The organism is Flavobacterium sp., from assembly GCF_043720215.1.
GTDB lineage: Bacteria > Bacteroidota > Bacteroidia > Flavobacteriales > Flavobacteriaceae > Flavobacterium.
Window position 1 is genome coordinate 1 of record NZ_JAYSSZ010000011.1, and the last position, 2325, is coordinate 2325.

At 31.4% G+C, this 2325-nt stretch carries 3 protein-coding genes; 2 read left to right on the top strand and 1 reads right to left on the bottom strand.

The genetic code is table 11. From position 1 onward, the window contains the following. On the bottom strand, positions 1 to 412 hold a 412-nt coding region (locus tag ACHZC3_RS00525), incomplete at its 3' end, for a DEAD/DEAH box helicase (protein ID WP_394757926.1). A gap of 84 nt (positions 413 to 496) precedes the next feature. On the opposite strand from ACHZC3_RS00525, the gene ACHZC3_RS00530 reads away from it, so the two are divergent. Both ACHZC3_RS00530 and tatC read left to right on the top strand, forming a co-directional pair. Further along, positions 497 to 1462 (top strand): SIS domain-containing protein, encoded by a 966-nt coding sequence (locus ACHZC3_RS00530; protein WP_394757927.1) that lies wholly within the window; start codon positions 497 to 499, stop codon positions 1460 to 1462. Beyond that, positions 1462 to 2286 (top strand): twin-arginine translocase subunit TatC, encoded by an 825-nt coding sequence (gene tatC, locus ACHZC3_RS00535; protein ID WP_394757928.1) that lies wholly within the window; start codon positions 1462 to 1464, stop codon positions 2284 to 2286. Before ACHZC3_RS00530 ends, tatC begins: the two co-directional genes overlap by 1 nt. Positions 2287 to 2325 lie beyond the last annotated feature (39 nt).

Below are 2325 nucleotides of genomic sequence, written 5' to 3' on the forward strand. Positions count from 1 at the left end.
TTTTTTCTTTTTGAAGAAATGTAACATATTCCTCCTTTGTTAAAGATTCAGGTGCTACATATAATAATTTAGTTAAACCAGATGAAATATCTTTTTTAACCTGTGCGATTTCGGTTTTTGTTAATGATGAATTTAAAACATGTGCAATTCCAGCTTCAGAAGATAAACTTCGTATAGCATCTACTTGATTTTTCATCAAAGCAATTAGAGGAGAAACTACAATAGCCGTTCCTTCTTGCATTAATGCAGGCAACTGATAACATAAAGATTTACCGCCACCAGTAGGCATAATTACAAACGAATTACGCTTAGCTACGATACTTTTTATCACTTGTTCTTGTAACCCTTTAAATTGGTTAAAACCAAAATATTTTTTTAATTCCTTGTGAATATCAATTTCCTGTGAATTCATTCTTTAGTAATAGTATTTTATCTAAATTTGCACTCATAAAGATACAAATTTCTTTTACATACACAAATTTAAAACTTTTCTGTTTTGATATCAAAAGAAAATATTTTGGCCTCAGCCAAAAAAACCATTTTATCTGAAAGTCAATCAATTGCTAAATTAACCAGCTATCTTACTGATGACTTTGCAAAATCTGTCGAACTTATTTATCAATCTAAAGGAAGATTAGTTGTTACTGGAATAGGAAAAAGCGCCATAATTGCTCAAAAAATGGTTGCTACTTATAATTCGACTGGAACTCCAAGTATGTTTTTGCATGCTGCCGAAGCCATTCACGGTGACTTAGGAATGGTACAACCAAACGATGTAGTCATTTGTATTTCTAAAAGCGGTAATAGTCCCGAAATAAAAGCCTTACTTCCTATTTTGAAACGTTTTGGCAACACTTTGATCGCTATTACTGGAAATATGACTTCGTTTTTAGCTAAAGAATCAAATTATGTTTTAAACACTACTGTTGAAACCGAATCTTGTCCAATAAACCTTGCGCCTACGAACAGCACAACGGCACAGCTCGTTATGGGTGATGCTCTTGCAGTTTGTTTGATGGAAATGCGAGATTTCAAAAGTGAAGATTTTGCAAAATACCATCCTGGCGGTGCTTTGGGCAAAAAATTATTGCTTCGTGTGAGCGATATGCTCGACATGAGCCATAAACCAATGGTTTCTTCCGATTCATCAATTAAAAATGTGATTTTTGAAATTTCAGAAAAACGACTTGGTGTAACTGCTGTTGTAGAGAATGAAAAAGTAATCGGTATTATTACCGACGGAGATATTCGAAGAATGCTAAATAACAATGATACTTTTTCGCATTTAACTGCTAAAGATATTATGACAAAAAGCCCAAAAACAATTCAATACTCCGCAATGGTTGTTGATGCTTTTAATATTTTGGAAGATTTTTCCATAACACAATTGGTTGTAGAAAACGAAGGTAAATATGCTGGCGTTTTACATTTACACGATATTTTAAAAGAAGGAATAGTATAATGGCAAAGAAGAATTTAAGCGAAATGTCATTTCTTGATCATCTGGAAGAATTAAGATGGTTATTAGTACGAAGCACAATTGTCATTATTATAATGGCGTCTGTTGTTTATTTTTTTAGCGATTATGTATTTGACACTATAATTTTTGGACCAACAAATGTCAACTTTGTTACTTATCGCTTTTTTTGTGATGCGTCACATTATTTAGGCTTTGCTGATAGTATTTGTATTACCGAATTACCTTTCACTATACAAAACACCAGCATGGAAGGGCAAGTAAACGTATTTGTCTGGACATGTATTACTGCAGGATTTATTCTTGCTTTTCCATTTATCCTATGGGAATTATGGAAATTTATTAGTCCAGCTTTGTATGATAAAGAAAAGAAAAACGCTAAATTATTTATATTTACAGCGTCAATATTGTTCTTTTTAGGTGTTTTATTTGGTTATTTTGTTGTTGTACCAATGTCTATTAATTTTGTAGCAACTTTTAAAATTAGTGCTATTGTAAAAAACGAATTCAATCTTGACTCTTATATAGGAATGATAAAAACATCAGTAATCGCAAGTGGATTATTTTTTGAATTACCAATAATTGTTTATTTCTTGACTAAATTAGGTTTAGTAACACCTGATTTTTTAAGAAATTCTAGAAAATATGCAATCGTAATTCTGCTTATTCTGGCAGCAATTGTTACGCCACCAGATGTTGTAAGTCAGATAACCGTTGCTATTCCTATGTTATTAATATATGAAGCCAGTATATTTATATCGGCATTCGTAGTAAAAAAAGAAAAGAAAAATGAACAACTTAGTCACTGAATTTAATGATTACCGTTCTAAAATGAACGAAAAATTATT